Consider the following 210-nt stretch of genomic DNA (forward strand, 5'->3'; position numbering starts at 1 on the left):
ATCAAGCACACTCGGTTTACGGCGGAACAGTCGCCGGTGGTGCGGCGACCTATGCAGCAGTAACCAACTCGAACGCAATCAGGGCAAGCATTGTGCCGCAGTCCATGACAACTGGCGACGGCTCTTACATCGCTGGCCCATGGAACGGCTCTTACGTCACGCTGTCGGGTTCATCCACCACGTTCTATGAGGACTGGAATAATATTCCTT

At 55.2% G+C, this 210-nt stretch carries 1 protein-coding gene; it reads left to right on the forward strand.

Annotation, left to right across the window (positions count from 1 at the left end; genetic code table 11):
* Positions 1-210: type 4 pilus major pilin (locus R5H23_RS17060; protein WP_317216156.1), on the forward strand; the 210-nt coding region annotated here is incomplete at both ends.

The organism is Gluconobacter sp. GP1 (assembly GCF_032913585.1).
Classification (GTDB): domain Bacteria; phylum Pseudomonadota; class Alphaproteobacteria; order Acetobacterales; family Acetobacteraceae; genus Gluconobacter; species Gluconobacter cerinus.